Here is a 25,264-nt window from a genome sequence, read left to right on the forward strand (position 1 = left end):
CACATCCGTGCACGTCCGGGAAGGGGAGATCATGGCACGCAGTTTGAGGAGGGCGGCGGTCGCGGCCGGGGGAGCGTTCGTGCTCGCCGGTTCGCTGTTCACCGGGACCGCGGGGGCCGCCGACGAGACGACGCAGGAAGTACGGCCGACCCTGGCGTGCGGCGGGCAGTCCAGCCTGGCCGACCCGAACCTCGCGACCAGCACCAGTACCCCCAGATCAACAGCGAGCTCAAGGGGCACCGCCCAGGTGCGGGCCGGATACGTCAACGGCGTCCAGTACGGCTGGGCCCGCGCGCTGAACTCGTCGAGCAGCTACTACGTCCGCTTCGAGGTCGACATCAACGGCGACAGGGTCTGGGACTGTGCCGCGACCCGTCCGATCTCCAGCTCGATCTACTGGACGTCGGGCACCCGGACGAGTTCGAGCTCCAACGTCGCCTTCCGCGCCTGCATCACCAACTGGTCACCCGGCGCGTGCGTCTCGCCCTACGTGACGTCCTGGTGGTGACGGACGGCCCCGCCGCCCACACCCGCGAACTCCGCCCACACCACCTTGCCCAGCTCCCGCTCCCCCACGCCCCACTTGTCACTGAGCGCGGCGACGAGCAGCAGGCCACGCCCGCCTTCGTCGCCGTCCTCGGCGATACGGGGAGTCCCGCCTCCGCTGTCGTGCACCTCCACGCGGAGTAGGGCACCGTCGTACCGCAGGAACACGAGGAACTGCCGTCCGGGCGGCACCCCGTGCACGAGCGCGTTGGTGGCCAACTCGCTCACGCACAGCAGGATGTCGCCACCGCGCCCGGCTTCGACGAGTCCCCAGCCGGTCAGGGTCTCGTACGTGAACTGTCTGGCGGCGGGGACGGATCGGCGCTCGCGCCGGAAGAACCTCTGGCGGAGGGGCGGGAGTTGGGTTGTCTCGTTCACGGTACGAGAGTTGCGGAGAGTCACTACCGTGGACCACCCAGTGAACCCGTACGGAATTTCTGTACGGGTTCAGACGGGGTCGGTACGGACGGGCACGGGGAGTTGGACCGGCATGAACTCCAAGAAGCAGTCACGGAAGCGGAACCTCTCCACCATGCGGATGATCGGTGCGCAGCTGCAGGCGGCCCGCAAGGCGGCGGGGTACACACAGAAATCGCTGGGCGAGGCGGTACTCGCGGACGAGGAGACCATCGCGTCGATCGAGCAGGGGAGGCGGCCATTGCTGCCGGACCTGGCCGCGACCCTGGACAAACTCCTCGACACGAAGGGGATGTTGCTGGCGGCCGTCGTGAACATGCCGGAGATCGACCAGTTCCCGCTGTACGCCGAGCAGTTCATGGTGCACGAGCGTGAGGCCATCGCCATCTCCTGGTACGAGTGCACTACCGTGCCCGGCCTGCTCCAGACCCCGGAGTACGCCCGCGCGATGTTCCGGGATCGAGTACCGGCATACGACGAGGACGAGATCGAGACCAAGACAGCGGCCCGAATCGACCGTCAGGAGATCCTCCAGCGCAAGTCCCCGCCGACGCTCAGCTTCGTCCTCTGGGAACCGCTGCTCCATACCCGCGTTGGCGGGGATGAGGTCCGCCGCGCGCAGGTCCGTCACCTGCGCGAGATGGCCGATCTGCCGGGCCTTTCCCTCCAGATCCTGCCCTTGGACGCGCCCTCGCACGCCGGCCTCGGAGGCGCGTTCATCATCCTGGAGACGCCCGACCACCAGCACCTGGCCTACGCCGAAAGCCAAGGCGGAAGCGTATGGATCGGCGACCCCGATCAGGTGTCCAACAGGGCCCACAAGTATGCGATGCTGCGAGCACAGGCCCTTTCCCCGCATGATTCCAAGAGCCTGCTCGATCGTCTGCTAGGAGAGCTATGAGCGGTACGGCACCCCAGTGGTTCAAGTCCAGCTACAGCGACAAGGAAGGCGGCGCCTGCCTAGAAGTCGCCCACACCCGGCGCCAGTCCAGCCCCAGCGGCAGCGGCACCATCCACGTCCGCGACTCCAAGAACCCGGAAGACGGCCCCACCCTCCAGGTCTCCCCCGCCGCCTGGACGGCGTTCACGGCCCACGCGGGCAGCTGATCAGCGGCTGTTGTCAGTGTCGGCCTCTACAGTCACCGATATGGCGACACTTCCCAATCCTCTGCCCCGGCTGACCGAGGACCCGACCGGCCGCGCCCTCGGCCTTGACCTCCCTCCCGGCACGCTGATCGACGCGACGGCCGAAGGCCCCTGGCACGAGCCGCTGCTGTGGCACGCCGACGCGCCCGCGGCTCCCGGCGACTGGACCGCGCAGGAGTCGGCCCGGCGTGCGGCCGGGCTCCTCCCGGTGCTGGTCGATGCCGGCGGCGGCCAAGGCGGGCCGGAGGGATGGGAGTTGATGCCCGGCGAGATGTCGTACGCCGGGGATCACGACGCCGAGGAGGTGCTGGCCGAATGCTGGGAGGCGAACTGGCCGCAGGAGCCCGACGAGGAGCTCCACGACGAGCCCGATCCGGCTGACGGCACCGGCACGACCGCCCCCTTCGGCGTCGAGTGGCCGGGGCTCGCCGAAGCCGGGCCGCTCGACGCGGACCCGGACACCCGTGCCACCGAGATCGCCGACGCCCTTGCGGTCAGCGGCTCGTGGCTGAAGGACCCCCGCCTGGCCCTCGTCCCCGCCCGCCGCTCCGCCGACATCCCCGCGGCCATCGGCTGGAGCGGTCCGCTGAACCACGAGAGCGACACGGCCCGCCTGTGCTCGGTCCTCCGCTCCTGGGAGGACCGCTTCGGCATACGGGTCGTGGCCCTCACCTTCGACCAGCTCGTCCTCTCCGTCGCCGCCCCGCCCGCCACCCGGGCGGAGGCCGAGGCCGTGGCCGCCGAGCACTTCGCGTTCTGCCCGGACAACATCACGCAGAGCCACCACAAGACCCTGCGCGCGTACGCCACCCACGAGGTGCTCGGGCAGCGGACCTGGTCCTTCTGGTGGGACTGACGAACTCTTCCGACTAAACCGACAACCCCTTCCCCAGCCTCCGCAGCCCCTCCCCGATGTCCTCCGGCGTCTGCGTCACAAAGCACAGCCGCAGCGTCGCCCGGTCCGCCCGGTCCGGCTCCCCGGCGTAGAAGGGGGCGCCGGGCACGTACGCCACGTCCTGCTCGACGACTCGCGAGAGCAGGACCGTGGTGTCGTACGACGAAGGCAGCCGCGCCCACAGGAACATGCCGCCCTCGGGCCGGCTCCACGACGAGCCGGAAGGGAGCGCCGCAGGCAACCCCGCCAGCATCGCGTCCCGCCGCTCCCGGTACACCGCCGCCACCCGCGCCACATGCGCGTCCAGGTCCCGGTCGGACAGATAGCGGGCCGCCGCCAGCTGGTTGACGGTCGGTGTGTGCAGGTCCGCCGCCTGCTTGGCGACCGTGCAGGCCCGCCGCAGCGCCGCCGGTGCCCGCAGCCAGCCCAGCCGCATCCCCGGTGCCATCACCTTGGAGAAGGAGCCCAGCAGAACCGTACGGTCCTCGGCGCCCGCGTAAGAGGCGATCCACGGCACCCGCTCTCCCGCGAAGCGGAGCTCCCCGTACGGGTCGTCCTCGACGATCCACAGCCCGCGCCGGGCCGCGACCGAGGCGATGGCCGCCCGCCGCTCGGCCGGGAGCGTACGTCCGGTGGGGTTCTGGAACGTCGGAACGGTGTAGAGGAACTTGGGGCGTTCGCGCACGACCAGTTCCTCCAACCCCGCCGGATCGATGCCGTCCTCGTCGCACGGCACCGCCACCAGGCGCGCCCCGGCGAGGCCGAAGGCCTGAAGTGCCGCCAGATAGCAGGGGTCTTCGACCAGGACGGTGTCCCCCGGCTCCAGCAACGCCGTCGCCAGCAGCGACAGGGCCTGCTGCGAACCCGTGGTGACCAGCAGATCGTCGGCCGACGTCGGCAGCCCCCGTACCCCGTACCGCCCGGCCAGCGCCGCCCGCAGCGCCGGTTCGCCCTCGGTCGTCGCGTACTGCAGGGCCCTGCCGGGGGACTCGGCGAGGACGTCCCGGTAGGCGGCGGCGATCCCCTCCGTGTCGAAGAGTTCCGGCGCGGGCAGTCCACCCGCGAAATTGATGACCTCGGGTCGCTCCGTCACCGCGAGGATGTCTCGTACGGGGGAACCACCGACGGTGACGACCCGCGCGGCGAGCGGCGGCACGGGCATACGGGGCGTACTGGACTCTCTGCTGGTCACAGGCTCGGCAATGCTCACGATTCGGCTCCCTCAGCGAACGGCGGTGGCGGACGACGGTGACGTATGCACACTGAAGAAGCACCCTAAAGGGGTAGATGCCCTCTACATCCACCCGTTCCGTCATGCGGACGCCCCCCGGCAGGGCCTAGGCTGCGCCCATGCTGCCCAGCGTGGACACGATCGGCGAGTTGAACGAGGTCGTCCGGGACGAGGCACTGCTGCGACCGGCGGCCCAGGACCTCTGCGCCCAACTTGGACTCGAAGGAGCCCGGTTGGTGCGCTTCGAAGACGGGACGCTACCGGTGTACTCGGTCGGCGACTCCCTCGTACTGAAGCTGTACCCGGGCTTCGAGTCCGCCCAAGCCATCAGGGAGGCACGGGTGTTGACCCAGTTGTGGGGCCGACTCCCGTTGCCCACACCGCGATTGCACGCGGCGGAGATGTACAAGAGCGGCTGGCGGTACGTCCTGATGTCCCGCCTGCCCGGTGAGAGCCTCTCCGTGATGTGGCACCGCATCCCGGCGGCCGAACAGGACCGGATCGTCACGGAGGCCGGCGAGACCCTGGCCGCGCTGCACGCGCTGGACCCGAAACCGGTCAGCGACGTCGTCGGCCCCGCGGACTGGGCACGGTTCCTGGCCCGGCAGACGGCGACCGCGTTCGGCCACCATCGCGCCGCCGGTCTTCCCAAGCCCTGGCTGGAGCAGATCCCCGACTTCCTGAACTCGGTGCCACTCGTCCCGCCGGCCCGACGCGTACTGCTGCACACCGAGTACATGCAGGAGCACTTCACCGTCGACCCGCACGACGGCTGGCGCCTGACCGGCCTCTTCGACTTCGAACCGGCGATGATCGGCGACCCGGCGTACGACTTCGCGGGCGCCGCCCTGTTCGTCACCCGCGCCGACCCCCGCCGACTCAGGCGCTTCTACCAGGCGTACGGCCGCACCCCGCACGCCCCGCGCGAACTGCTCGCGCACGCGCTGCTGCACGTCTACAGCGACATGAACTTCTGCCTTCGCGAACTGCCCGCCCCGCCCCGCCCCACTCTCGACGCGCTCGCCGAGAGGTGGTTCGGAACGGAGGGCTGACGGGGGGCTGAGGGACCACCGGCAAGGGACGCGGAGTGGTTACGCCTTGGCGCCGACCGCCCCGTACACGTTGATGTCGCCATCGGTGACGTCATTGATGTCCCGGTAGCGGATCTTCTCGATGTCGTCGAGGCTCTCGAAGTACGACGCCTCGACGGCCTCGGGCACGGGCGCCGGGCTCGGGAACCAGTGGTGGACGGGGACGACCCCCGGCTCCCCCAGCTCGACCCCGGCGGCCTCCGTGAAGAACCGCCCGACCTCGTCCTTGGACCGCAGTACGAAGGTGAACCCGCGCTCGGTGTACGTACGCTGAACCGCACGGATGTTCTCGGCGTTCAGGTCCTCGGTGATGTGGCTGATCACGAGACGGCTGCCGGACGGCAGCGCGTCCATCAGCTCGCGTACGACCGGGTAGGCGACCTCGTCCTCGATGAAGTGCAGGACGGCCACGAGCACGAGCGCGACCGGCTCGTCGAGGTCGAGGGTCTTCCCGGCCTGTTCGAGGATCTGCGCGGGCTCGCGGAAGTCGGCGTCGATGTAGTCCGTGCGCCCCTCCGGCCCGCTGGTCAGCAGGGCACGCGCGTGCGCCAGCACCACCGGGTCGTGGTCGACGTACACGACCCTCGACCCGGGGTTGATCCGCTGGGCGATCTGGTGGACGTTCTCCGCCGTCGGCAGCCCGGTGCCGATGTCGAGGAACTGCCGGATGCCGTCCTCCTCCGCCAGCCGGGTCACGGCGCGGCGCATGAAGTCGCGGTTGTGCCGTACGTCGAGGTAGCCGCGCGGGTTGGCCGCGAGCGCCGCGGCCGCCGCCGCGCGGTCCACCTGGTAGTTGTCCTTGCCGCCGAGGAACACGTCGTAGACCCGCGCGGGGTGCGCCTTCGTGCTGTCGATCCTTCTCCGCAGCTCGGCGGGGTCCTGGCTGAGCGCGTCATCGGGCATGGGCGTCTCCCTGAGAGTCGATCATTGAACAAGCAACCGTATGCGTGGTCAACAACCTAACTCCCAGGGCGACTTGACAGTGCCCGAAGGGCCGATCCGCCCGCCGGGCGGGTGTTCAGGTGCGGGTCGCGGTGCCGCACTCCGTGCCGTCCGCGTCCTCGGTGTCGATGTCGCGGCTGCGGTCGTAGGGGTCGCTGGTGGGTCCGGTCACCGGGGCAGCGGTCATCAGGTCGGAGTTGAACTGCGGGTGCAGGTAGCCGTCATGCACGTAGCATTCGTCGTTGGCTCTGTCCACGCTGTAGAGGCTGATCCGCAGCTTTCCCTCGGTGGCCTGTGGCACGTAGGCCGGATTGTAGGACTCGAACTCCACGACGCGGCGGACGATCGTGCGGGCCACCTCCGTCGCACCCTCGGCGGCCTTCACCAGCGGGTAGACGAAGGTGTAGTCAGCCCGTATCTTCACCGAGCCGTACGACCCTTCCGTGAAGGTCATCCGCCCGCGGGTCTTGACCACGTCACCGACCAGCCTCACCTCGTCCGGGTCGAACCGGCTGAACAGCCACTCCGGCTCGGCCTCCTCGCTGGGCTTCTTCAGCCAGCTCTCCGCCTCCGCCAGCAAATCGCCGTGAGCGGCGTCGAGTTGGGCCAGCGCGGTCTCGGGGCGCTGGCCGCCCAGCGTAGCCGGGTCGAGGTTGGCGTCGACCAGGAAGTCCCGGGCCGCCTCCAGCGCCGTGGCGACCTGCTGCCGCGACATGCGGCCGACCGGCTTCGCCTCGGGCAGGACGATGCCCTCCGCTCCGTCGGCGTACCGCCGGGCGGGGGAGCCGCGGAACGGCTTCTCCAGCGTCGGGGCATCGGGGAACACCTCCTTGGCCGGGGCGGAGGTGGGCTCGGCGGTCTCCGCCGGCAGCGGTGCGGTGTCCGCGGCCGCCGAACCGCCGACTCCCTCCGGGAGCCGCGACGTCACCAGCGACGGCTTCACCGCGACCACGGCCAGCCCCACCACGAGCAGCACACCCAGCGCTGTACGCAGCCGACGCCCCCGCTGCTTCCGCCCGTTCATCTCCTGCCAGGCAGGTCCGGTACGCCACCCCTCCGGCTGCCACGCCTCGGCAGGCGCGGCCTTCTTGCCCTTCCTCTTCAACAACCCACCCGACCGCTTCCGGGCGGCCTCCTCGTCCAACCGCCGCAGCCGCTCGGTCACCATCCGCTGCCGCGCGGACGGCTCCTCCGGCGCACCGCCGCCATGCCCGGACTCGGCCTCACGGACAAAGCGCTCCAACTCCTCGTCGGGTATGGACGGCTGCTCGCCGGAGGCGGGCGGTTCAGTACTCATCGTGCGTCGTGCTCTCTTCCTCAACGGGCGACGTTGTACGTGCCCATTCATAGTTCGCCAATTCTGCCTTCGCCATCAAGTAGATCTACTCCGGCCTTGGAGGTCCGAACCAAACATCGCCCTCCGGACCCTCTGCGCCAGGAAGCGCGTCGAACCTGATCGGTCCGGGATAGAAAGCGCTGCTGTTGGGACCAGCCACGTCCTCACCGCTCAAGTAACGGTAGAGCCACTCCGAGAAGGTCATGTCGTAGCGATAGAAATCATCGTCACTGCCCACATAGACGTAGATAGTCGGATCACCACCGGGCCGGAAGAAGAAACACTCTCCTCGGTCCGACCCGAACAGTGGGACCAAGCCATCGGGAGCACCGAAACCCGGTTCGACGGAGACGAAGTCCGGACAGGTCAGCTCGTCCCACTCCAATTCGCGATAGGCGTCGAGGGTTTCATTGATCCATTGACCCAGGTTCCACTGTGGATGATTGGGATGATCGAAATGTAGGTGGCTGTTGACGCGTACCGGTGCATACGACTCGATAAATTCTTTGTAGTCGTCCGGAAAGTCGACACCCAATTCCTCCTCAAGCGCACGCCACAGCGCGGCAGCAGCATGTCGCGGCGGCCCCAAGACCTCGGCGAGTCTGATCCGGTACTCCATGTCTCACCTTTTCGGGCAGTCGGCAGATCCAGTTGTCCGTCCGCCGGTGGGTGTCGGGTACACGACACAGTGTTTGGCGACACCGTCCTCAATGATCGAATAGTTGTACTCGACACTGGAGGGAATGCCGGAGTTTGCGCGATTCCCCTCGAAATGGGGCACGACAGACAGAGCGACGTGCTTGTCCGCCTTGATCGCCTTGACGATGTCCCGCTCCACACCCGTGCTGAGGTACGGCGTGTTCGTCTTCTCATATTCCGCCACCAGGTTACGGAGGTCGATTCCGGACCCGGTCGCAGCCGCAGGAATGAGGTGACCATTAGCCGGCCTGTTCCGCTCGGCCCTAATCTCGTTCATCCCCGGAGGAACCGTGCTGGAATTCGTGTTCGTTCCCGGGCGCTTCCTTCCCGGGTTGTAGTCGCTCTTGTCAAGCAGACCGTACACGCCCGTCGCACGGCACTCGTAACGCTTCTCGAAGGTGTCGTAGTACCGCTCACGAGGCAGATACACGGCGTGACCCGTCGGGCTGACGCCGGGGCCGACGTCGCACTTCTCGTCATCGCGACTACGACCGTTGTTCTTCCCACCCGGGTTGTCGACCGGCGCATGCAGCGTCTCCAGGAGTTCGTCCGGGATGTAGGTGTCGTCGCCCGTGATCATGTCGATCAGGTCCTGGGCGTCGAAGACGGTCCAGACCGCGGCGAGTATTTCTTCCGGGGTGGGCTTCCAGGGGTCCCAGTCCTCCCGCACCTTACGGGTGACCTCCGGGCCGGGGCCCGTGGGGTTCTGGACGATCACCGGCTGGGGAGGTTCGACGACGCACCGGTACCGGCACCCTCCCCCTCCACCGCCGCCCCCTCCGCCACCGGTGGGCGTCGCCGTTCCCGTGCCGGGGCCAGCCTGGGAATTCGGGCCGGTGGGGACAAGCGATGACTTGCCCTCGGGCTGTTCGGCGGTGCTGCGGCCCTGCTCGTTACCGCCCCTGTCGGGCCGGGTCGGTGTGTACGCCGGAGTGTTCCACCCGATCACATTGAGGAAGACCTCGGCCGCGAGACCCGCACCGCGGAATCCCCACCTGCCCACTCGCCACAGGTGGCTCCAGCTGCCGCCGATGCCGTATCTGCGGCCCGAAACAGTGGACTGACGCTGTGCCTTCTGCTCGTGGGTACGCCAGTCGGTGTCGACATGGCCGCTCGGGTCGATGCGGCTCAAGGGGCTGGCGCTGCCGTAGGCGTAGCGGTTGGCCCGGACCGACGGCATCGGGTCGAGCTGCCAGGTGTCGCGGGAGGCGAAGGCGCCCGTGCCCGGCTGGTACCAGCGGGCGGCCATGTTGACGTCGCCGGACTCCGGGTCGGTCCAGCCGGACTGGTAACCCACCGCGGGCGTACTGCCGTCGGTGGCCGTCTTCGTTCCGAAGGGGCCGTAGGCCGTGGAGCCGGTCACGGCGGTGCTGTCCCACGTCAGGCCCGCGACCAGGTCCGTGTGCCCATCGGTGACGGCCCGCTGGACGGTGGTGCCGTCACTGGTGGCCAGCAGGGCGCCGCCGGGGGTGTGGGTGTAGGTGGTGGCGCCGTCGGAGACGAGGGTGTTGGAGCCGCCGTCGTAGGTGAAGGCGGTGCCGTTCGCGGTGGCGACGCGGTCGAGGGAGTCGTAGGTGTAGTTCGACGTCCCGTCACTCACCTTGCGTTCGAAGGCGTCGAAGGTGAGCGTGCGTGTGGCGGCTCCCGTCTCGACCGAGGCGAGCGTGCCCCGTGCGGTGTAGGTGTACGTCGAGGTGCCGTCGTTCAGCAGGCGGTTGCGCTCGTCGTACGTGGCCGTGGCCGACCCGGCCTTGACGCGGTTGCCGGCCGCGTCCCACTCGTAGGCGGTGGTTGTCGTGCCTTCCGTCCAGGAGGTCAGACGGCCGGTCCGGTCGTAGCCATAGGTGTGGTGACCCGCCCCGGCGGTGCCGGTGGTGGTCTTGGAGGTGAGCCGGTCGGCCAGGTCGTAGCCGTAGTCGATGGAGGTGACCTCGGTGCCGTCCGCGGTGGTCACCCGGTCGGCGGACAGGCGGCCCAGGTCGTCGTAGGTGTAGGCGCGCTTGGCGGTGACGGTCCAGGAGCCGCTCTGGTCGTTGGCGTACTGCTCCAGGCGGATGCGTCCGGCGGCGTCGAAGTCGGTCCAGGTCTGGGTACCGGTGAGCGGGTCGTTGGTCCAGTCCAGGCGTCCGGCGGTGTCGTAGCCGTAGCTGGTGGTACCCGCCGCGTCGGTGCGGGCGGTCATCATGCCGTCGTCGTCGTAGCCGTAGTCGACCGCCCCGCCGGGGCCGTTCGCCGACAGGAGCTGGCCGCGGTCGTTGTAGGTGTAGGTGTTCGGGGTGAGGGGGGCATCGGTGGCGGCCGACGTCATCCGGCCCGCCAGGTCGTAGGTGAGGGCGCGGTCGGTGGTGGCCGCCTCCGCACCGGTGCCGGTCTCGCTCACCAGGCGGCCGAGGCCGTCGTAGGTGCGCTCGCGCTTCACACCGCCCGGGAGCAGTTCGGTGACCGCCTGTCCGGCCTGGTCGTACACCGTCGTCCAGGTGCGGTCCGATGCGCTCGGGTGGCCGGTGGTGGACGGTTCGATCGTCGACTCGGGCAAGCCCCAGCTGTTGAACGTGTACGTCGTGGAGTTGCCGCGTCCGTCCGTCAGCCGGGTGCGGTTGCCCGCCACGTCGTGGCCGAACGTCGTCGTGACCGACTCGCTGTCGGAGACCGGCTCCACCTGCTTGGTCAACCGGCCCAGCGCGTCGTACGTGTACGTGGCGGTGGCGCCCTCGGCGTCGGTGACCGAGGTGCGGTTGCCGTCGGCGTCGAAGACGGCCGAGGTCGAGCGCTGAGCGGTGGTCCCCGTGCCGAAGTCGGTCGTGCCGGTCACCTGGCCCAGCGCGCCGTAAGACGTGGTGGTCCTGCGCCCCGTGGCGTCGGTGCCCTCCACCGTCCGGCCCAGACCGTCGTGGGCGTACCGCGTGATGCCGCCGCCCGGATCGGTGACGGTCAGTGCTTCACCGGCCGCGTTGTACGCAACCGTCGTGGTGCGTCCCGCCGGGGTCGTCGACGCGGTCTGGTTGCCCGCGTCGTCCCAGGTGTAACCGGTGGTCAGGTTCCGCAGGCTCGGGAACCGTTCGACCACCGTCGACGTCAGCCGGCGGCCCAGCTCGTCGTAGGTCGCCTCGGTGCGCGCCCCCGTCGGGTCCGTCGCCGACAGCTGGAGGCCGGTCGGGGTCCAGGTGTAGCGGGTGACTCCGCCGCCGTCCTCGCTGGGAGAGTTCAGCAGGTCCGGGTCGCTGTTCTCCGCCGCTGCCAGGGCTGCGGCGGCGTCGGCCACCGGGTCGGTCTTGGCCGTCAGTCGGCCGAGCTGGTCGTAGCCGTAGCGGGTGATCCGGCCGAGAGGGTCGGTGACCGTCTGCGGGAGGCCGAGCGGGGTGTAGGTGGTACGGGTGGTCGACGTCAGGGCGGCGGTGGCGCCCGGCGAGGTGTAGTCGGGCAGGGTCACCGCGGTCGTACGGCCGAGGCGGTCGACCTCGGTGCGGGCAACCTTGCCGCGGGCGTCCTTGGCCTCGGTCGGCTCACCGAAGGTGTTGTAACCGGTCAGCGTGGTCGGCGCGACCGTGGAAGCCGCGTTGCCGTTCTCCTCCGCCCGCACCGCCGGTGCGGTCTGCTCGACGAGGCGGCCGAGTGCGTCGTACCGGTGGGTCGTGGTGTACGCCGAGGCGTCCGCCCCGCTGACGTTGCCGCGTGGGCTGACCGTGGTGAGCATCAGGCCGCGGTCGTCGTAGGTGTGGGTGGTGGCGTGGGTGCTGTCGCCGTCCGTGACGGTCTGCCGGACAGGGTTGCCCGCGGTGTCGTACTCCGAGGTGGCGGTCAGCTTCTTCGTTCCGGAGACGGGCCGGGTCTGCTCGGTGAGCCGGTCGTCGCCGTCGTACGCGTAGGTGGTGACCCGGTTCAGACCGGCCGGGTCGAGGACCGTCCGCACGGTGCGGCCGGTCGCGTCGACCTGGTGGGTGACCGTGGTCGTGCCGCCGCCGGTGATCTGCCGGGTCAGGTGTCCGGCACCGTCGTACGAATTGTTCTCCAAAACGATGTCGTGCTGGGTGCCGTCGGCCTGGGTGACCTGTTCGGCGGTCACCGTGGCCGTGAGTCCGTCGTCGAAGTAGGTGTACGACGTTGTCGCGCCCATCGCGTCCGTGGTGGAGGCCAGGCGTCCGGCCGGGTCGTAGGCCCGGGACTCCAGGACCAGGTCGCGGACCGTGCCGGACGGGTCGCCGGTCCAGTCCTTCAGCACCGTCTCGGCGAGCTGCCCGCGCGGCGTGTACGCATAGGCCACGGTGGTGCCTGCCGCATCGGTCTCGCTCTTCACGCGGCCGAGGGCGTCGTGGGTGTAGGTGGTGGTGTTGCTCTCGGCGTCGGTGGCCGTGTCGGTCAGGCCGTGGGTGTCGTACGTGTAGGTGACGGTTCGGGCCGGGTCGCCGCCGGTGGTGTCCTCGGTGGACTCGGTCAGCAGGTTGCCGTCCGGGTCGTAGGTCTTGCTGATCCTCGCGGTGTGCGTGGCGTTGGTGATCTCGTTGTTCACCCCGGCGCCGGTCTGGGTGACGATCCGCGACATGGCGTCGTAGGTGTAGCCGGTCGTCACGCCGTTCGGGTGGGTGTCCGAGATCTGGGTCTCGGTCGTCTTGCGGCCCAGGCCGTCGTAGGTGAACTCGGTGATCAGCCCGGACGGGGAGGTGACCTGGGCCAGGTCACCGTCCGCGAAGTAGGCGTACGTCGAGACCGCGCCGCCCGTGGTGGTGTCCGAGGCGAGCAGCCCGGCGGGGGTCGTGCCGCCGCCTACGGCGGGCTCGGTGCCGTCGGTGTAGGTCCGGGTGCTGCTGCGGCCGTCGGGCAGGGTCGTGGTCGTGGGCCGGCCGAGCGCCGTGTACGCCAGGGTGGTGGCGTAGCGGTCGTCGGCCGGGCCCGAGGAGCGGGCGTCGCGGACGGTGACGGGGCGGTCGTTGCGCGGGTCCAGGTCGTCCGCCGGGTTGAGGTAGTGGCCGGTGAAGGACGTCCAGCAGGAGTCCGCGTCCCGGCAGGTGGTGTGGGAGACCGTGTTGCCCCGGGCGTCGTGGCCGGTGACGGTGACGTGGCCGTTGGGGTCGGTGATGGTGTGCAGGAAGCCGCCGGTGTCGTAGGCGTAGGTGGTGGTTTCGCCGTTCGCGTCGGTGGCGGTGACGGTGCGCTGGGAATGCAGCGCGTCGTACGTCTTGCCGGTCACCGCGCCGAGCGGGTCGGTCACCCGGACGGTGGACAGCAGGGCCGAGGTGTCCGATTCGACCGCGGACCGGTAGTGGGCGGAGACCTGCTGGGGAGTCAGGGGGTGCTGGTAAACGGCGACTTCGTCGATGGTGCCGGTGAAGTAGCTGATGTCGCCGGGGCTGCTGGGCCAGGCCGCCTTGGCAAAGCCCGCGCCGATGTACGTGCGGGAGTTGGCCTGGTGATTGACCGCACCCGTCACCGTCCCCTGCTTGACCCCGTCCAAGTACAGGGTCTGCGTGGTGCCGGACGCGGAGACCACCGCGTGGTGCCACTGGTTGTCGGTGACGGTGTCGGTGGAGGCGAGCGAGGTGCCGGTCACCGACGAGTCGACGTAGAACTTGCCGTGCAGTTTGTTGTCGGCACCCACGTAGAGCACCGGCGTCCAGGAGCCGCCCACACCCGCCGGGTCGTCGATGGCACGCGACTGGTCACCGACCATCACGCCCGCCTTGGTGGTCTTGAACCACAACTCCACGGCGAGGTCGGTCGAGGCGTGCATGATGCCGCCGGGAAGTTCCGCGTAGCCGTTGCCGGAGAACTTCACGGCGCTGCCCTCTCCGGCACCGAAGGCGCCGGTGGCGTCGAGGGTGGCGGCGGAGTAGGTGCCGTCGCCGTCGTTGGCCGCGACGGTGCTCTTCGCGGTGGTACCGGAGGTCTCGTCCAGGCGCCAGTAGCCGCCCGGGGCGTCGGCTCCCGTGGCGCCGCGGTAGCGAGCGGCGTCGCCGGTGACCAGGTCGTGGCGGGCACGGTGGTGGGCGGCGACGGTGGAGGCGGTCAGGGGATGCTGGTAGATGGCGACTTCGTCGATCGTGCCGGTGAAGTAGCTGATGTCGCCGGGGCTGCTGGGCCAGGCCGCCTTGGCGAAGCCCGCGCCGATGTAGGTGAGGGAGTTCGACTGGTGATTGACCGCGCCGGTGAGCGTCCCCTGCTTGACCCCGTCCAAGTACAGGGTCTGCGTGCTGCCGGACGCGGAGACCACGGCATGGTGCCACTCGCCGTCGGTGACAGTCCCGGAAGAGGCCAGCGAGGTGCCGGTCACCGACGAGTCGACGTAGAACTTGCCGTGCAGCTTGTTGTCCGTGCCCACGTACAGCACCGGCGTCCAGGACCCGCCCACCCCGGCCGGGTCGTCGATGGCACGCGACTGGTCGCCGACCATCACACCCGGTTCGCTGGTCTTGAACCACAACTCCACGGCGAGATCGGTCGAGGCGTGCAGCGTCTCCCCCGGTATCTCGGCGTAGCTGCCGGTTCCGTCGAAGGAGACAGCGGTGTCGTCGCCGTCGGCGAAGGCACCGGCCGCCGCGAGGGTGACCCCGTCGCCGTACGAACCGTCGGTCCCCGCGGCCAGGGCGCTGGCCGCGGCCGCTCCGCGGCGGTCGCCCAGGCGCCAGTAGCCGGACGGGGAGGAGGCCAGCACGGCCTGCTCGTAGGCGGCCGAACCCGAGGAGTGCTCGGGGGCCGAGATCTTCCAGGTGCCGCCGGAGGCGTCGGTGACCTCGTCGGCGCGGTCGGTGGCGGAGTCGTAGGCGACCTGGGCGTGCACCCGGCCCGACGGCAGGGTCGTCCTCACCATGCGCCCGGCCGGCTGCCGGGCCGCGTAGTGCTGGGCCACGGACTGCGGTGACAACGGGCGGTCGTAGACGGCGACCTCGTCGATGGCGCCGGTGAAGTGCCCGTAGGTGTCGGTGGTGTCCAGCAGCGGCCAGCCGCCGCCGGTGTAGCCGGCTCCGACGTACGTGAAGACCTGGTCGGTGTGGTTGATGGCGCCGTCGAGAGTGCCTACGAGGGTGCCGTCCAGGTACAGGGCCTGGGTCGTGCCCGCTCCGGCGAGCACCACATGGTGCCAGGCGTCGTCGTTCACCGCGCCCGCCGAGGTGATCGGGCCCTTGCCGCCCTCGCGCCAGAACTGGCCGCGCAGTCTGCCGTCGGTGCCGACGTACAGCGCCGGGGTCCACCAGCCGGGCTTGCCCTCGGCGAGGCGTTCGTCCTGGTAGGAGAAGAGCACACCGTTGCCGGTGGTGCGGAACCACAGCTCGGTGGAGAGGAACGAGGCGGAGTGGACCGTGGCGTCGGGCAGTTCCACGACCGAGCCGGTGCCGTTGAAGGAAGCGGCGCTGTCGGTGCTGCCGGACAGGGCGCCGGGCGCGCCCAGGACGACCGCGCTGTACTCGGCGTTGTTCAAGCCCGTCCGCGACGGGGCCTGACTGCCGGCCAGGGAGCCGTCCGCCTCGCCCAGCCGCCAGTACGAGACCGGGTTGTCGTCCAGTACCGAGGTCCGGTACAGCGAGCCGTCGGTGTAGTCGTAGACGGTGCACTCGGTGGCCGAGTCGGGCGGGCACACCTTGGTCAGCCGGTCGCCGGTGTAGCTGTAGGTCCAGGTCAGGCCCGGCTCAGTGGAGCCGACCGGGCTGGTGGTCACGGCGGTGACATGGCCGCCGGTCCACGCCAGGTCCAGATACCGGCCGGACAGGCCGTCCTTGACGCGGGTCAGCGGGCCGCCGTCCTCCTGCTCGTAGGTCAGTGACTGGGTCCGCCCGGCCCCGTCCTTGATCAGCGTGAGCAGCCCGCTGTGGCTGAAGTAGTGGGTGGTGCCGGAGGTGTCGCGCAGCACCCAGCCGTCGTACTCCGGGACGAGGGTGCTGGTGCCGCCGGAGGGGCCCGCGAAGGTGCCGTCGGGGTTGCGCCCGTAGCGGACCTGCGATCCGTCGGCCAGGGTGATCAGGATCGTTCCGGTCTGCGACTCCTCGGTCAGCCGCATGTCCCAGCGTGTCGACCAGCCGGCGCCGAAGGCGCCCGCGGTGCGCGGGTCGAGGGAGTTGTAGGTGCGGGTGACGGCCAGTTCGGGGCCGGCCGTCGCCAGGGAGGCGTCGGTGGCCGCGGTCACGTAGTTGCCTGCGCGGGCGCCGAACTCATGGCCGCCGTCGGCGCCGCCGAGGTGCCGGGTGATGCCGGGCTGCGGGACCTGGGTGGTGAACAGCGCGGGGCCGGGACGGGCGGAGGTCGCCGAGCCGTCGTAGGCATAGGCGTACCAGGCGTACTGCTTGCCCCAGGACAGCCAGCCGGACGGTACCGTCCACTGCTTGGAGCCGGACCGGGTTCCGCTGCGGCAGTTCTTGCGGGTGTTCTTGCCCTCCACCTCGCAGACCTCGAAGGTGAACTGCAGAGTCCCGTTCGGGTAGCGGTCCACGTCCTTGCCGTTCGCCCACAGCGTCGGCGTCAGCGAGTCGAACACCGCCCCGCTGCCCGGGGATTCGGCGGTCAGCTGCGGCGGGATGTTCACCGAGGAGAACGTCATGGCCAGGGGTGGCACGCCCACCGAGGTGAACAGCCTGCTGCCGTAGTCCGTCATGGTCCAGGCGAGGGTGTACTTGGCGGGGTCCAGCGCCGCGATCCTGGCGTCGACCGTCACCGACTCGCCGGGGGAGACGTCCTGCGGCATCTCGGTGTAGAGGACGTTCGAGGAGTTGGATATCTCCGTGCCGGAGGAGTTGTACAGGCGGTACCGCAGCTTGAAGTTGCCGCCCTTGGGCCAGGTGCCCTGTCCCTGGTTGGTGACGGTCACCTTCATCGCGCCCTCGGCGTTCCCTGTGACCGGGGTGATCCAGGAGCCGAGCTTGTACGTCGCCCCGAGGGCGGTCCAGGTGATGTCCAGGCTGGGCTTGTTGGAGTGGTCGTCGGAGCCGAACTGCTTCCAGCCCCTGGAGTCGGTGGTGGACGCCTTGATCGCCAGGCCGTAGTTCTTCTTGCGGCCGTGCGTCCAGTCGTCGACGAGCTTGCGGCCGGCCGAGCCGAGCTTGATGGTCTCCCAGGCGCGCCCGCAGCTCCATGTCGTGGTGCCTTCGGGGCGCCAGCCGTGGGCGAAGCTCTTGGAGGCCAGGGAGGCTCCGGTCGAGGGGCCGGGGTACTTGGTGAGAGTGCTCTCGGTCCAGTACGAGGTGATCGGATGCACCGTCACCGGGCGCGCCGTGCAGGAGTAGGACCAGGTCTCGTACAGGGCCAGGTTCGCGCTGAGCACCCAGGCGTTCTCCAGCGTGCGCTCCAGGCCGACGAAGCGCATGAAGGACGCGGCCTTGTGGCCACCGCCGTCGTAGGTGCCGACCTTGAGGATCGTGTCGGAGGAGAAGTTCTGGTTGTACGGGGACTGCACATACGTCCCGGCGGTCGAGTCCACCGACGTCACCGTCGGGTCGACGACGACGGGGTAGACGCGGGCCGGGTCGTCCAGCCACTCCTCGTCCAGCACCACCTTCAGGGCGGGGGACCCACCGGCCTGTACGAGTTGGTAGGTGACGCCGCTGGAGACCTCGCCCTGGTTGGCGTTCGGGTCGGTGCCCGCGTCCTCCATCCACCCCGCCGGGATACGGGCCCGCTCGGTGCCGTCGGCGCCGCTGAGCACCACCGCGCCCGAGTCGTCGATACCGGCCGTCAGTCCGGTGAGCGTGAGCGGGAACACCCACTCGGTGGGCGCGGTGCGGTCGTGCAGCACCAGCAGTTCCTTCACCGAGTTGTTGCCCGCCACGAACCGCACGTCCGCGGAGGGGCGGGCGCCCGGGTAGGTGACCGTGCTGCCGTCCGCCTCACCGGTGCTGTGGGCGGCGCCCTGGATGCCGAAGGCGACGGCCGTGCCGTCACCGAGATCCATGGACACCAGCGGCTCGTCGTCCGCGTGGGTTCCGAAGGTGGACACGGCCTCGGCGGAGGTCACGGTCCATCCGGTCGGCGAGGCGCTCACCGCGCGGCCGAGGCTGCCGCCCGCCGGGCGCGGCACCAGCGTGGTGTCGATCTCCTGCCATGAGCCGTCCGCACGGCGGAAGTTGACCGGCTCGTCGTAGAAGCGGGTGGTGAAGGTGCCGTCCCCGTTGCGGTACGTGCGCTGCTGCCGGCCGCGCTCACCGGGTATCTCCCGGCTGGTGTCCGGGTCGTACCCCTCGGGTTCCCGCGACTCCGGCACCGCGGTTTCCTGCGGCTCCGGCGCCTCCGGCTCCGCCGCCCGGCCGGCATCGGCCAGCGGGTCCGCGTCCGCCGACACCGACGGCTCCGCACCGAGTTCGCCCGGCGTGGGGGCGTGCCCGCGGCTGCCGCCCTTCGCCGCCGTCCGGGTGTCGGCGACCGCGGCCGAGTGCGTGCGTCCGTCCGCGCTGCCGTACGGCTGGTCGGGAACCGGACCGGTCAACGACGCGCCGCCATCGACCGGTTGAGGTGGAGCAGCGACCGCCGCTCCCTCCGCAGCCGACAGCAACGCCATCACCGCGGCCATCGCCAACGCGACCCGCCGCACGCCCCGCCCCATAGTCCCCGCCCTCCACAGGAAGAACATAAGTGGCCGAAAACGTACGCAAGATCGGCGGTCGCAAAGTGAATGGAGATGAAACGATCAATAAAGATACGGACAGCCCGACTTGCCGTTCGGTACGCACACCGACCGGCATCGCCGCCCGCCGGGCGCGGCACAAGGACGCTACGACCGCGCCCGGGGAGCCCACGCGCGCCCGATCACCAGCTGATGACCGGCCGCGCGGTCTCCACCGATCCGGACGTCGGCTCTCGCGTATGGCGCGGCCGCCCGGTGACCGGCGGGCGCAAAGGCGGCTCGTACGCCGGACGTGGAGCCGGTGACGTGCTGGTGTGGTCGGGTCGGTGTGGCTGATTCCGCTCGTACGAAGATGCGGGCGTCGGCACGATGGCGCGTCGGCACGCCGACGAACGGAACCCACAGACGCCGAAGGCCGCCCCGGCGAACCCGGGACGGCCTTCCGCCTGCCTGCAGGGGCGGCACGGACCACACATGTGCGGCAGGGCAATTGATGCGGCCGACGCGGCGGACCCGGCACAGGACCAGACACCCGTGCCGAGGTCCGCCCGTGCCGAAGTCCGCCCGTCCGTCCCGCCGTCAGAGGTGGGCCGGAGTCTCCTTCGGGGACGCGCCGTACTGGTTCGCCCCCGGAGGGCCGTCGCCGACCAGGAAGACCAGCAGGATCTCGCTCCGGGGACCGTCAGCCCAGCCGGCGCGCGGCCTCCGTCGCCCAGTACGTCAGGATGTTCCGCGCACCCGCCCGCTTGATGCCGGTCAGCGTCTCCAGGATCGCCCGGTCGCGGTCGATCCAGCCCTTCTCGGCGGCGGCCTCGACCATCGAGTACTCACCGGAGATCTGGTACGCGACGACCGGTACGTCCACCGTGTCCGCGACGCGCGCGAGGATGTCCAGGTACGGCCCCGCCGGCTTGACCATCACCATGTCGGCGCCCTCCTCCAGGTCGAGGGCGAGCTCGCGCAGGGACTCCCGTACGTTGGCGGGGTCCTGCTGGTAGGTCTTCCGGTCACCCTTCAGTGACGAGGCGACAGCCTCCCGGAAGGGCCCGTAGAACGCGGACGCGTACTTGGCGGTGTAGGCGAGGATGGCGACGTCCTCGCGCCCGATCTGGTCCAACGCGTCCCGGACGACCCCGATCTGGCCGTCCATCATCCCGCTGGGCCCGACGACGTGCGCCCCGGCGTCGGCCTGCACCTGCGCCATCTCGGCGTACCGCTCCAGGGTCGCGTCGTTGTCGACCCGCCCTTCCGCGTCGAGCACGCCGCAGTGCCCGTGATCGGTGGTCTCGTCGAGACACAGATCGGACATCACGAGGAGCTCGTCCCCGACCTCGGCCCGCACGTCACGAATGGCGACCTGCAGAATCCCCTCGGGATCGGTCCCGGGGGTCCCCAGCGCGTCCTTCTTCGACTCCTCCGGCACCCCGAACAGCATGATCCCGGAAACCCCGGCCTCCACGGCCTCCGCCGCCGCCTTCTTCAAGCTGTCCCGCGTGTGCTGCACAACCCCCGGCATCGCGGCGATCGGCACCGGTTCACCGACTCCCTCCCGCACGAACGCCGGGAGGATGAAGTCCGCCGGGTGCAGCCTGGTCTCCGCGACCATCCGCCGCATCACAGGAGTGGTACGCAACCGCCGCGGCCGCGCACCGGGAAAGGAACCGTACTTCGACATACCACCTACGCTACGCCTGCCCCAGATCCCCCTTTGCCGACGCCCCGTCGGCAGACCGTGCCCCGATCAGAGACGACTCGATGATTCACATCACCAGCCGTGTGCACGTGTGCGTAACCTGTGACCTCATGCAGCTCGTACGGAACTCCGACTCAAAGGGGGATTGCGTTGGGGCGGATGGGGGACCGTGACACCGCGTACGAGAACTCGGCGGAGGACACGGACGAGCGACGCCGACTGTCCACGCTGGACCTCGTGGGCCTCGCCGCCGGCGGTGTCATAGGGTCCGGGTGGCTGCTGGCCGCCGCCCCCGCCTTCTGGGGGCTCGGCAGGCACGTCATGTGGGCATGGGTCGCCGGCGGGGCGCTGATGCTGCTGATCGCCGCCGTGATGGTCGAACTCGGGATCGCCGCCCCCAAGACGGGCGGGCTGATCTTCCTCCCGCTGCAGGCCGCCGGGCCGCTCGTGGCCACGGTTGTGGCCGCCGGGCTGTGGATCGCGTACGCGGTGAACCCGGCGAGCCAGGCGGCGGCCATGGTCCGCGGGCTGGCGGACTGGATTCCCTGGCTGCTGGCACACCCGGACAGCCGGGACCGGCCCTACGACCTCTCCGCCAGTGGCTTGCTGTGCGCTGTGGTGTTCATGGCCCTGATCATGGGGATGAACCTGCTGCCGCCGCGTCGGCTGATCAGGCTGAACCTCTACATCACCGCGGTGAAAGTCCTGATCCCGGTACTGATCGTCATCTGCCTGGGGTTCGCCGTGTTCACAGCTGCCAAAGGCTGTGACCCAAGCGATGTCTGGAAATTCAGCGGGCGGTCGGGAAGTCGCGAGGAGTTGGAGGCAGAGGCCGGGAAACCGTCGCTCCAGAACGTCCTGTACATGGTCCTGGGCGGAAGCATCATCTACGCGTACATCGGTTTCCAGGCTCCGCTCGACTTCGCGGGCAACGTCAAACGGCGTGGCATGGGGGAGGCCGCGCGGCTGCGGTGGGCGGTGTACGGCACCCTCGTCGGCGCGTTCCTCCTGTACACGGCGCTGCAGTGGGCGTTCGGCAGACAGTGCGGCAACCTCGTCCAAGGGGACATTCTCGAATCACCGTACTCCCAGTTCGCCGCGGCCCTGGGGATCACCTGGCTGTTCTGGCTGATCCGCCTGAACGCGTTGCTGTCCCCGATGGGCTCCGGCATCGTCTTCACCCACGCCCTGACCCGTGAGGTCGCCGCCCTCAGCCGCGCCCACCTCACCCACCGGGGGTTGCAGACGGCACGCCGGGCCTCGTTCCGGTTCCGGGGCAGCGAGATCGACGCGTACTGGATGATCCTGCTGGTCAACTTCGCCATCGGCCTCATGGTGCTCGCCCTGGTGCAGGGCCGCTGGGAGGATCTGGCCGCCCTCAACAGCGTGCCGCTCCTGGTGTTGTACTCCATGCCGGGCGTCGTCCTGGTGGCGCTGAAACCGCCGACGTTCGGCAGAACGCGCCGGATGGCGCATCTGGCCCTCTCCTACACCGCGTTCGTCGCGATCGCCGTGGTGATCCACCAGGCGCGGTGGGACAAGGTGTGGCAGGGCATGGCCGCCGTGGGAATCGGCTCGGCGCTGCTTCTCGTGCTGCCCTGGCTGGCCAAACGCGACCTGCCCTTCGTGGGACGCCTGTTGCGACGCTACGACGCTCAGGACCACCTCGCCCGCTTCACCACACCCGGGGACCCCGCGATACGGCCGATGCTGCTGTTCCTCGCGCATCTGGCGGTGCTCGTGGCGTGCACACTGCCGCAGCACCTCCTGCGCGACAAACCGAACGAATACCAGGAACTGGACCTGGTGACGCTGCTGATCGCAGCTTTGTCGGCGGTCGTCGTATTCCCGCTGTTGGTCCGCGCGTGCCGCCGCTACATGGCACACGTGCCGCCTGCCCTGCCCGCTCCCCGCCACGAGCCACGGAAAGAAGGTGTCACCGCAGAGACGTGATGACCCACTCCGCCGCCTCGCGCCGCCCGGCCGCCCGCAGGGCGGCCACCGCGTCATCGCGGTGGCCCACGTCCGACCAGCGGCCCACCGTGGCCCGCAACAGCAGCTCCGCGTCCGCCAGCGGCAGCGCCAGCACCCGGCCCACCACCTCGACGACATCGGCCGGAGCCACCAACTGCTCGTTCTCCAGGAGCCGTTCGAGCAGCGTCCACGCCACGTTGCGCAGCCCGGCGCGGTGCAGACGTTCCGCGACATCGGCGGCCAACGCGGCATCGACCGTCGAACCGGGGGAAGGATCCGAGAGTTCACGGTACGCCGAGCGCACGGCGACCGAGTACCTGGCGTCGTCCAGCGCGCGCAGGCAGTCCACGAACCAGTCCCGGTTCGCGTCCGGCCCCATGACCGCCATGGCCAGCCGACGCCCCACCTCGTGCTCGGCCCGGGTCCGGTCGCGGCTGCGCTCGACACGGCTCAGCAGGGTCACCAGGTCGGCGCCGGAGCGCCCCTCGACCCGTACGGCGGCGACGTGACACAGCAGCCGGGAGCACTCGGGGGCGAAGTCGTCCAGGCGCAGCCACTCGGAAAGGTGGCCCAGCTCGTCCAGGGAGCGAGGGGAGGAGCCGGAGGCGGAGGAACCCGCCACGATGTCGGCCAGCAGCCCCCGGGTGGTGCGGGTCAGGGCCGGCTCCTTGTGCCAGAACGACACGAGCTCGGCCAACTCCTGCACGTTCTTGTACCCGGCCGCGTAGCGCCGCACCAGGGCGCACTTGTCGGGGGACGCCTCGTCCTTCGCCAGCATCGCGCAGAGCTTCACCACATGACGCGGCTCCGTGGCGCGGCCGATGTGCTCGGCGAGGGCGTCATGGCCGACGCCACGCCGGGCGATCAGCTTCGCCACCAGTCGCCGGGTCATCTCCACCTTGGTCGCGTCAAAGGCGTTCAGCCTCTCTTCCACCCAGTGCTCCAGGACTCGCCCGGCCGGGCTGAGGTGCTGGAACGCGCCCGCCAGGTCGGCGATCTCCTCGCCATCCTCGCCCACCCCGGTGGCGCCCGGTGTGCTGTCGGCGATCGCCTGCAAAGTCAGTTCGAGCAGCCGGTCGGCCTCGTCTTGACAGTCCTCGTCGCGGAGCGCGGTGTGCAGCAGGGCCTTGTCGAGGTTGGTACGGCCTGAGCCGGGCCCCGCGAACACCTTCACGGTGCGCTCCGCGAGCGCCGACCGCCGTTCCTGGAGAACCCGCACGAACACCGCGACGTCGAACGCCGTGCGCTGGCAGGCCACGTCGTGCACGATGCTCGCGGTGATCGGGGCGCGCTCGCTGCGGGACTCCGCGATCTGCTGCATCCAGGCCAGCTCGGCCGCCTCCTTGACGGGTCGGCACAGGGCCGCCGTCGCCATCAGCATGACCGCGTCCCGCGGGTCGAAGAAGTGGGCGAGTTCGACCAGTTCGCCGACCGGACGGCGCAGAGCGAAGGCGTACATGGCGCGCATGGCCATCGCCTCGCGGTGCTCCTGCCGCATCCTTCGCAGGATCCCCACGAACCGACCGACCTCGATCCGTGTCACCCAGGCGTACGCCTCATTGAGCGACTCGGCCAGGTCGGGCTGGAACAAGTGGTCCGTGCGGCGGCTGCTTTCGGTGCCGCCGGTGCCGCCGGCGCTGTCGGTGCCGCCGGCGCTGTCGGTGCCGCCGGCGCTGTCGGTGCCGCCGGCGCTGTCGGTGCCGTCGGTGCTGTGGACGTCGGTCATCCGCCGCCCAGCATCGCGGGTTCGATCTCACCCCAGTACCTGACGAAGTCGACCGGGTCGGGCAGCAGTTCGCCGGCCCTCCGGTCGACGCGGCGGGCCAGATCGCGGCTCTGTTCGTCCCCTGCCTTCAGCCGCACCACCACGCGGCCCGCGAGGTCCGGGCGGCTCATCAGCTCGGACAGGTTGCGCTCGCCGTTGAGGAGCAGTTCGCGGACCCACTCGTCCACGGTGTGCGGCGTGCGTGTCCGGGGCTGGCGGCCCTTCGCGTGGTTGGTGAACAGCGCGGCCGCCTCCGAGGCGTCGTTCAGCAGCATCCGCGGCGCGTGGTGGACGCCGCACTCCTGCATGCCCTCGTCGATGCCGGCGCGGAGCGCGCCGAGGGTGAGGTCGTCGGGGTGGTCGGGCATACCCTGCCCGAGCACGTTCAGCAGATGGCCGCTGAACGGCGTGCAGGAGTCGAGGGGTTGGGGCAGGTTCGGGCAGGCGTCAGCCCACGCGTTGTGGATGTTGCCGCCGACCGCGGTGAGCACACAGGTGCCCTGGAGGCGAGTGCCGAGGGCGCCCGGCAGCACGGACTCGGGGCCCAGGTGGGGCAGCATGTTCGAGTAACAGCAGTCCGCGATCAGGACCTTGAGGCCGGCCCTGCTCTTCCTGATCGCCCGGTACACGTACCAGGCGGACAGCCAGGTCCAGGGCTCGTTGATCCGGGAGGAGCCGACCGCGAAGTGGACCTGCCCGCCGGGCACGTCCTGCCAGTACGCACCGTGCCCGACGTACACCACGAGCAGGATGTCCTGCGGCCCCTCGCCGACCGCCGCCGCCTCATGGAGGGCACGCATCACCCCGTCCGCGGTCCGCGTCCGATGCGGCTCCAGCACCGAGGACTGCGCCGTGGCGCCCCACCGGGGGTCCTGGGCCAGCGCGGCCCCGTACGCACGGGCGCTCGCCTCGATCGTCGGATACCCGTCTATGCCGGAGTCGTCGTCGTACGTCCCGACCCCGATCACCAACGCCCGGGATGCCATACC

General features: G+C 70.0%; 15 protein-coding genes. 6 read left to right on the forward strand and 9 right to left on the reverse strand.

Annotated features, from left to right (window positions below):
• The first annotated feature begins 31 nt into the window (after positions 1 to 31).
• A complete protein-coding gene (locus ACWD3C_RS31030) occupies positions 32 to 508 on the forward strand; it encodes a hypothetical protein (protein ID WP_451149489.1) in 477 nt (158 codons plus the stop codon).
• Here ACWD3C_RS31030 and ACWD3C_RS31035 read toward each other — a convergent pair.
• A complete protein-coding gene (locus ACWD3C_RS31035) occupies positions 487 to 924 on the reverse strand; it encodes an ATP-binding protein (protein WP_451149490.1) in 438 nt (145 codons plus the stop codon). The genes ACWD3C_RS31030 and ACWD3C_RS31035 overlap by 22 nt on opposite strands.
• 154 nt (positions 925 to 1,078) lie before the next feature.
• Here ACWD3C_RS31035 and ACWD3C_RS31040 point away from each other — a divergent pair, with 154 nt between their 5' ends.
• From ACWD3C_RS31040 to ACWD3C_RS31050, 3 genes are read left to right on the forward strand one after another with little or no spacing between them, the layout of a single operon-like run.
• Entirely contained in the window at positions 1,079 to 1,864 is a 786-nt protein-coding gene (locus ACWD3C_RS31040; protein ID WP_451149491.1) for a helix-turn-helix domain-containing protein, read from the forward strand.
• Positions 1,861 to 2,070, forward strand: a complete 210-nt coding sequence (locus ACWD3C_RS31045) for a DUF397 domain-containing protein (protein ID WP_451149492.1) — start codon at positions 1,861 to 1,863, stop codon at positions 2,068 to 2,070. Before ACWD3C_RS31040 ends, ACWD3C_RS31045 begins: the two co-directional genes overlap by 4 nt.
• A 40-nt stretch (positions 2,071 to 2,110) precedes the next feature.
• Entirely contained in the window at positions 2,111 to 2,965 is an 855-nt protein-coding gene (locus ACWD3C_RS31050; RefSeq protein ID WP_451149493.1) for a DUF4253 domain-containing protein, read from the forward strand.
• Positions 2,966 to 2,978: 13 nt separating this feature from the next.
• Here ACWD3C_RS31050 and ACWD3C_RS31055 read toward each other — a convergent pair whose 3' ends face one another.
• Positions 2,979 to 4,166 carry an aminotransferase-like domain-containing protein gene (locus ACWD3C_RS31055; protein ID WP_451149526.1) on the reverse strand — a complete coding sequence of 396 codons (1,188 nt, stop codon included), beginning with the start codon at positions 4,164 to 4,166 and terminating at the stop codon, positions 2,979 to 2,981.
• Positions 4,167 to 4,354: 188 nt separating this feature from the next.
• Here ACWD3C_RS31055 and ACWD3C_RS31060 point away from each other — a divergent pair, with 188 nt between their 5' ends.
• Positions 4,355 to 5,287 carry an aminoglycoside phosphotransferase family protein gene (locus tag ACWD3C_RS31060; protein ID WP_451149494.1) on the forward strand — a complete coding sequence of 311 codons (933 nt, stop codon included), beginning with the start codon at positions 4,355 to 4,357 and terminating at the stop codon, positions 5,285 to 5,287.
• Positions 5,288 to 5,326: 39 nt separating this feature from the next.
• Here ACWD3C_RS31060 and ACWD3C_RS31065 read toward each other — a convergent pair whose 3' ends face one another.
• The 5 genes from ACWD3C_RS31065 to hemB all read right to left on the reverse strand — a co-directional run bounded on the left by ACWD3C_RS31065 (position 5,327) and on the right by hemB (position 20,518).
• The gene (locus ACWD3C_RS31065) at positions 5,327 to 6,229 is read right to left on the reverse strand and encodes an SAM-dependent methyltransferase (RefSeq protein ID WP_451149495.1); all 903 of its coding nucleotides are present in this window, start codon (positions 6,227 to 6,229) and stop codon (positions 5,327 to 5,329) included.
• Positions 6,230 to 6,344: 115 nt separating this feature from the next.
• Positions 6,345 to 7,565 (reverse strand): hypothetical protein, encoded by a 1,221-nt coding sequence (locus ACWD3C_RS31070; protein WP_451149496.1) that lies wholly within the window; start codon positions 7,563 to 7,565, stop codon positions 6,345 to 6,347.
• 85 nt (positions 7,566 to 7,650) lie between these two features.
• Positions 7,651 to 8,223, reverse strand: coding sequence for an SMI1/KNR4 family protein (locus ACWD3C_RS31075; RefSeq protein ID WP_451149497.1), 573 nt, complete (start codon positions 8,221 to 8,223; stop codon positions 7,651 to 7,653).
• Between the two features lie 3 nt (positions 8,224 to 8,226).
• On the reverse strand, positions 8,227 to 18,822 hold the full coding sequence (locus ACWD3C_RS31080) for a LamG-like jellyroll fold domain-containing protein (protein WP_451149498.1): 10,596 nt from the start codon (positions 18,820 to 18,822) through the stop codon (positions 8,227 to 8,229).
• A gap of 703 nt (positions 18,823 to 19,525) precedes the next feature.
• The gene (gene hemB, locus ACWD3C_RS31085; protein WP_451149499.1) at positions 19,526 to 20,518 is read right to left on the reverse strand and encodes a porphobilinogen synthase; all 993 of its coding nucleotides are present in this window, start codon (positions 20,516 to 20,518) and stop codon (positions 19,526 to 19,528) included.
• Between the two features lie 177 nt (positions 20,519 to 20,695).
• Here hemB and ACWD3C_RS31090 point away from each other — a divergent pair, with 177 nt between their 5' ends.
• Complete coding sequence (locus ACWD3C_RS31090) at positions 20,696 to 22,489, forward strand: APC family permease (RefSeq protein WP_451149500.1); 1,794 nt, start codon at positions 20,696 to 20,698, stop codon at positions 22,487 to 22,489.
• Here the strand turns inward: ACWD3C_RS31090 and ACWD3C_RS31095 are convergent.
• Positions 22,473 to 24,236, reverse strand: a complete 1,764-nt coding sequence (locus ACWD3C_RS31095) for a hypothetical protein (protein WP_451149501.1) — start codon at positions 24,234 to 24,236, stop codon at positions 22,473 to 22,475. The genes ACWD3C_RS31090 and ACWD3C_RS31095 overlap by 17 nt on opposite strands.
• Positions 24,233 to 25,261 (reverse strand): hypothetical protein, encoded by a 1,029-nt coding sequence (locus tag ACWD3C_RS31100; protein ID WP_451149502.1) that lies wholly within the window; start codon positions 25,259 to 25,261, stop codon positions 24,233 to 24,235. Before ACWD3C_RS31100 ends, ACWD3C_RS31095 begins: the two co-directional genes overlap by 4 nt.
• Between the last annotated feature and the right edge of the window lie 3 nt (positions 25,262 to 25,264).

The organism is Streptomyces sp. NPDC002845 (assembly GCF_053591955.1).